The sequence below is a fragment of the Deltaproteobacteria bacterium genome (genome assembly GCA_016208165.1).
Classification (GTDB): domain Bacteria; phylum Desulfobacterota; class Desulfarculia; order JACQYL01; family JACQYL01; genus JACQYL01.
Map to the genome: position 1 here is coordinate 1 of JACQYL010000135.1, position 5,530 is coordinate 5,530.

8 protein-coding genes are annotated in these 5,530 nt (G+C 54.1%); 6 read left to right on the top strand and 2 right to left on the bottom strand.

Going from position 1 to position 5,530, the window contains the following annotated elements; genetic code table 11:
• Positions 1-184: 184 nt before the first annotated feature.
• From HY788_23725 to HY788_23735, 3 genes are all read left to right on the top strand, one after another.
• Positions 185-382 carry a hypothetical protein gene (locus tag HY788_23725; GenBank protein ID MBI4777153.1) on the top strand — a complete coding sequence of 66 codons (198 nt, stop codon included), beginning with the start codon at positions 185-187 and terminating at the stop codon, positions 380-382.
• 240 nt (positions 383-622) lie between these two features.
• Positions 623-1,231 (top strand): AbiEi antitoxin N-terminal domain-containing protein, encoded by a 609-nt coding sequence (locus HY788_23730; GenBank protein MBI4777154.1) that lies wholly within the window; start codon positions 623-625, stop codon positions 1,229-1,231.
• Complete coding sequence (locus HY788_23735; GenBank protein MBI4777155.1) at positions 1,228-2,193, top strand: nucleotidyl transferase AbiEii/AbiGii toxin family protein; 966 nt, start codon at positions 1,228-1,230, stop codon at positions 2,191-2,193. Before HY788_23730 ends, HY788_23735 begins: the two co-directional genes overlap by 4 nt.
• Before the next feature lie 191 nt (positions 2,194-2,384).
• On the opposite strand, the gene HY788_23740 is transcribed toward HY788_23735, so the two are convergent.
• Positions 2,385-3,647 carry an ATP-binding protein gene (locus tag HY788_23740; GenBank protein MBI4777156.1) on the bottom strand — a complete coding sequence of 421 codons (1,263 nt, stop codon included), beginning with the start codon at positions 3,645-3,647 and terminating at the stop codon, positions 2,385-2,387.
• Positions 3,648-4,027: 380 nt separating this feature from the next.
• Here HY788_23740 and HY788_23745 point away from each other — a divergent pair, with 380 nt between their 5' ends.
• From HY788_23745 to HY788_23755, 3 genes are all read left to right on the top strand, one after another.
• Positions 4,028-4,192 carry a type II toxin-antitoxin system VapC family toxin gene (locus tag HY788_23745; protein MBI4777157.1) on the top strand — a complete coding sequence of 55 codons (165 nt, stop codon included), beginning with the start codon at positions 4,028-4,030 and terminating at the stop codon, positions 4,190-4,192.
• 221 nt (positions 4,193-4,413) lie between these two features.
• A complete protein-coding gene (locus HY788_23750; GenBank protein ID MBI4777158.1) occupies positions 4,414-4,644 on the top strand; it encodes an addiction module antitoxin in 231 nt (76 codons plus the stop codon).
• The gene (locus tag HY788_23755) at positions 4,631-4,972 is read left to right on the top strand and encodes a type II toxin-antitoxin system PemK/MazF family toxin (protein MBI4777159.1); all 342 of its coding nucleotides are present in this window, start codon (positions 4,631-4,633) and stop codon (positions 4,970-4,972) included. The genes HY788_23750 and HY788_23755 overlap by 14 nt, the downstream gene beginning before the upstream one ends.
• 147 nt (positions 4,973-5,119) lie before the next feature.
• Here the strand turns inward: HY788_23755 and HY788_23760 are convergent, their stop codons facing one another.
• Entirely contained in the window at positions 5,120-5,512 is a 393-nt protein-coding gene (locus HY788_23760; GenBank protein ID MBI4777160.1) for a hypothetical protein, read from the bottom strand.
• Between the last annotated feature and the right edge of the window lie 18 nt (positions 5,513-5,530).

Below are 5,530 nucleotides of genomic sequence, written 5' to 3' on the forward strand. Positions count from 1 at the left end.
AGCGCTATCTTGAGATAGAGGGCCAGGAAGTTACAAAATATATGCCCCTGAACGCGGGCGCATCGTTGATGAAACACGGGCCTCATTTCCAGTATGGATTTGAGATCCCGGTGGGCCTGGAAAAGGGGGGACGGGGTTGAATTTGCGCGTTTCTTCGCCTCATTATGCATGATCGGTAAACCTCATGCCACGAAAAGCACGCATGGATGCGCCGCAGGCGTTGCTTCTCATCATCGGCCGAGGGATCGAACGGCGCAGCATTCTCCGTGACGATACCAACAGAAATCGCTTTGTCGATCGCCCGGCGCAACTGCTGCTTGAGACCGTAACGCCCTGTTTTGCCTGGCCTTTGATCCCCAAGTCAGGTGGCAAAGAAACCTGAGATAAGCAGAGCGGCGGTCAGCGGGGCTTTCAGCAGAGGCAGACGGGTCGCTCCGGATCATGCATGCTCCGTTGAAGAATAGAAACGCCCAAAATCAACCCCGTCCCCTCTTCCTCAACCTGGCAATGGACGCCGGGAACTTCTTGGCCCCATCCCACCCACCAATCACCTTCCCGCTTTACTATTTTTATTTTGTGTAAAAAGATTGACACATAACAACAAGTGTGTATCCTTATACACATGGAGAAAACACGAACAGGCGAGGATAGAGTCCTTGCTCTGGCCAGGAATAAGGGCGTACTCCGATTGAAGGACCTCAAGGAGGAGGGTATTCACCCGGAAAACCTGCGCCGGCTTGTCAAAAGAGGCCGGCTTGTTAAGATCGCACGCGGCCTCTATGAGGCGCCCGACAAGGAGATATCGGCCGATCACTCCCTTGTTCTAGCTAGCAAACGGCTTCCGGATGGGATTATTTGCCTGCTTTCCGCGCTCCGGTTTCATGAGCTCGGCTCACAAGATCCTTTTGAAGTGTGGATTGCTCTCGACCGGCGCGCCGCAAAGCCCAAGATAGGATTCCCTCCGCTTCGGGTGATGAGGTTTTCGGGGGGTGCTCTTACCGAAGGAATTGAAAAACACGAGATCGAAGGCGTCGTGGTAAGGGTGTACACCCCGTCCAAGACCGTGGCCGACTGCTTCAAGTTTCGCAATAAAATCGGATTGGACGTGGCCCTGGAAGCTCTCCGAGACTGCAAACGCCAAAAGAAGTGCTCCAACGACGACCTTTACCGCTTTGCCGGAGTATGCAGGGTCTGGAGCGTGATGAAGTCATACCTGGAGGCCATGTCATGAGTAAACCCACCAAGAACATGGCCGGTTCCGTGCGGGATCGCCTGAAAGCCTTGAGTCGCGAGAGAGGGGAAGATTTCCATCTGATTCTAACAAGATACGGATTGGAGCGCCTACTTTACAGACTTGGGAGGTCGGAATACGCTGAAAGGTTCGTGCTGAAAGGAGCGATGCTATTCGCTTTATGGACGGAAACAGTTCATCGACCAACGAAAGACCTTGACCTACTTGGATATGGAGATGTCTCGGCCCCAGAACTGAGGACCCTATTTGAGAGGATCTGTCAGGTCGAAGTTGAACCAGACGGGATCGTTTTCGAACCCAACAGCATCCGAGTTGAAGACATCAGAGAAGACCAAGAGTATCAAGGCCGGCGAGTGAAACTGAACGGAAAGCTTGGCCAGGCCAAAATCGACCTTCAACTCGACATTGGGTTCGGTGACGTGATTACACCGGAAGCCCAGGAGATTGAGTATCCCACATTGCTGGAACTCCCTCCGCCCCGCATCCGTGCCTACCCCAAGGAGAGTGTGGTTTCGGAGAAACTCCAGGCCATGGTCTTTCTCGGGATGGTAAACAGCCGGATGAAGGATTTCTACGACCTGTGGGTGATGTCCAGGAAGTTTTCGTTTGCCGGCGAAACCCTTACCAAGGCCATAAAAGCGACTTTCGAGCGAAGAAAGACGGCCATTCCGGAGGAGATACCGCCGGCGCTCAGCCAGGAGTTCACCAGGGACCGCAATAAGGCCGCTCAATGGCAAGCGTTCCTCAACAGGACTGGGTTGTCGGATGAAGGAAAAGGATTACCGGGAGTGATAGAGGACCTGCGCATCTTTTTGGAACCTCTCCTGGTAGCGGCGAAAGGTGGACGCTTCACTTTCAGCGTCTGGACGCCGGAGGGAAAATGGCAAGCCCGGAAGAAGCCTGTAAGCGAGCAGTATATCCTCTCTGGGAGTGAAGATTAAACCCTCGGCCTTGCGAGCAGCGGGGAAAAAGGATTTACCGACCATACGCGTGCTCTAAACAGACGTGGCGGCTTCTCAGCCCCGTCGAGAGGGGCTGGGCGGGACTTCGCCATCCTCAATTCATGGATATCGGCGCTCGTGAGGATTTGAATCCCGCCGTTGTCCAGGCGAGGGAACGGAGGTTTCCTGATTCATCCCAGAACCCCGCCCGCGAACAACACGCCCAGGTTGGCCTCTCCTTTCCAATCGCGCAATTCCGGATGTTCACTTCCTTTGACAATGTCCACCGCGCCTTCTTTGGTCTTGGCGAAGCAGAGTACTTTGTCGGCGTCGACCATGCTAAGGATGATCGGCGAATGGGTGGCTACGAGGATCTGGGCGTCGTAGACCGAGGAGAGCGATTGAAACAGGGTTTCAACGGCCCTCGGGTGAATGCCGTTTTCCGGTTCTTCGATCAGGTAAATACCGGAAAAGTCGGGTAGATAGGATAGAATCGTGAGCGCCAGCAGCCGAAGCGTACCGTCGGAAACCATCCAGGACGGCACGGTAAGCCCTCCCTCGTACTTCAGCGTCAGGTAGCAATGACGATCATCCGGTCTCACTCTCGTGTCCACGTCCTCCAAATCCGGCAAGGCAGTTCTAAGATGGGACAACCATTGCTGAAACCGATCCGGAGCGTTGGCCTTAAAATGTTCCACCACCCACGGTAAATTCGATCCGTCAGCCTTAAAACCGCGCCCCTGGCCCGGAGGACTCGCTTTTCGGATCAGGAGACTGTTCAGCATCAATCGGGCTACGTTTTCCGTCAACAGGCTCTTCAACCAGGAAGTCACGGGGAAATTGGCCTCATCGGCCGGCATGTTCGCCAGCGCCGACTTGTGGGGGCCCAGCTTGAACGAGGGCGTCCATCCCCTTCCTGTTTCCTTATAGACTTCGGAATAGTAATTGTCGTTTCCGTGGGGGACCTTGTTGACCACAACGGTCGCGCCCCTTTCCCGGGTGGGCGTGATAATCGACGCGGTCGACTCCTCGGGGGATGGGAAAATGGAAAGCTGGCGTGGCGGTGATTCCGGAACCTCGCTCTTCAGGAGGACTTTTTCCGCCTGGATGAGAATTTCCCGGCTGGGTCTATCGAATTGCAGGGCGATCTCGTAGCGCACCGTTTCACATGCCGGGTCACGAAGCAAAGTCTTCAATCGCTCCGGTATAGCCGCCTCCACGGCCAGTTCGAATCCGTCGCCGGTTCGCCACCAAAGCAGATCGTCGAAGTTTGAGGTTCTTGCGCTGATCGCGGCCAACGGCCCGTTGGAAACGAACTCTCCTAAAAACGACACCACGTCAAGAAAAGTGGTTTTGCCGCCGGCGTTGGGACCCACCAGAACGTGGAAGGGTTCAAGGCGCTGACGGATATAACGCAGACAGCGATAGTTCTTGGCCTCTATGAGCGTGATCACGGTGACATCCTTCTCACTGCCGCGAACATGCCGGCGTATCGAATTTCACATCCCATTTGATTCCGCTCCCCGAAAACAGAACGGCGCCAATTTCATCCAAAACAATCACCCACGGAGTCCTTCGGGATTCCAGCGCTGCTTGTTCCGGGAGCTGCGATCGAAATCACAGTAGCACATCGAATCCGTTTCGAAAAGTTCGGACAGTGGTGTGGGACGCGGGTGTGTGTTTGTTGACAGGGCTGCACAGGGAACCGCCTCTTTTACGTCATTCGGGCGAAGGAGACGGTGTCACAATCCGTCATCCCGGCCAAGCCCCGTAAAGCGGGGCGCGAGGCGGGTTCCGGAATCGAGAGGCGATCAAAAAACAAGGGTTTGAACCGTTGGCCATCACATCCGATCATACCTACGCTGCGGGAGATCTTCCTAACCACCATCGCGATCCTTTCGATCGGATACTGATTGCGCAAGCGATGCTGGAAGGTCTTACCATCCTTACCCAAGATGCGATTTTCAAGAAGTATCCGGCTCCGGTCCTAAACATTTGAGACACCCCGGAACAGGCTGCTAAACGAAAGGCGCCACACGCGCCCATGGAGCTGTCCCGTGGATCCACATCACTTAAGAAACAGGTACGATGTCCCTAAATTACACGGCCCCTCACCTATGCGTTAGCCATATCTTCTTTTCCAACATAAGACCAATTTGACAGTTTCGTTTTGACCGTATATAATACGTATTAAATACGTATTGAGAGGGAGCGAAAGCGATGCAAAAAAAATTAACCATTAGCGTTGATGAGAATGTTTACGATGGTCTTTATAAGGTAGTCGGCCGTCGCCATATCAGTCGTTTTATCGAGGAATTAGTGCGTCCGCATGTGTTGCACAGGGGACTCGACGCTGCCTACCAACAGATGGCGCAAGATGAAGCACGGGAAACCGAGGCCTTTGAGTGGGCAGAGGCGACGATAGCGGATGTCGGCGATGAACCGCGGTGAAGTCTGGTGGATCAACTTTGAAACTGCCGTCGGCGGAGAAATCCGCGAGAAACGACCCGCTGTCATTGTGAGCAATGATTCGTCCAACAAATATCTGAATCGTGTTCAGGTGGTCCCCTTAACAAGCAATATCGGTCGCCTTTACCCGAGTGAGGCGTTGGTTACCTTGAAAGGAAAGCCGAATAAGGCATTAGCGGACCAGCTGACCACGGTCAGTAAGCTGCGCTTGATAAACCGCATGGCAAAGCTCTCGGACGAGGAAATCCGAAAATTAGAGCATGCCGTCAAGTTGCAACTTGGTTTATCGGAACCCATCGAGGTTGGCTAACCACCGCATCCACAGCGGACACCAAACGCTGAGCAGCTCTTTTTTTTCAGGCGCAAACAGGAGGCGTCTCCGGAGCTTTTGACATGGCCTCGTTGGCGTTTGGCGCCGGTGATGCGGGTCGTTATGTGTGGGGTGTAAGGCGACGATCTACAGATGTTGCGCCAGCCAGGAGGACACGAATCCTGAGTCTTCTTCACGCTTGAGGAGGTCAACGCCATGCCCTGATCCCGGCCGGATCTTCAAGTACTTTTTCCCTTTGGCCCATTCAACGTACCGCTTATTGTCCTCCGCCGCGCTCCCGTTTCCTCCCCAGTCCTTTTCGGAAGTCATAAAAAGGATAGGTCTTTCTCCGTATTCTTCCAAGAGCTGTTGGATGGACTTCCCACCGGGGATGGCTTCCGAGCCGGACAAGGAGATCAATACCAAAGCCTTTATCTTGTATTTCACCCCTGAAATCAAAGCCACTCTGGATCCAAGGCTCGCGCCCACAAGACCGATTCGCTCAGGATCGACACCCTCCTGGTGGGATAGGAAGTCCATGGCGCTTTTCACATCCTC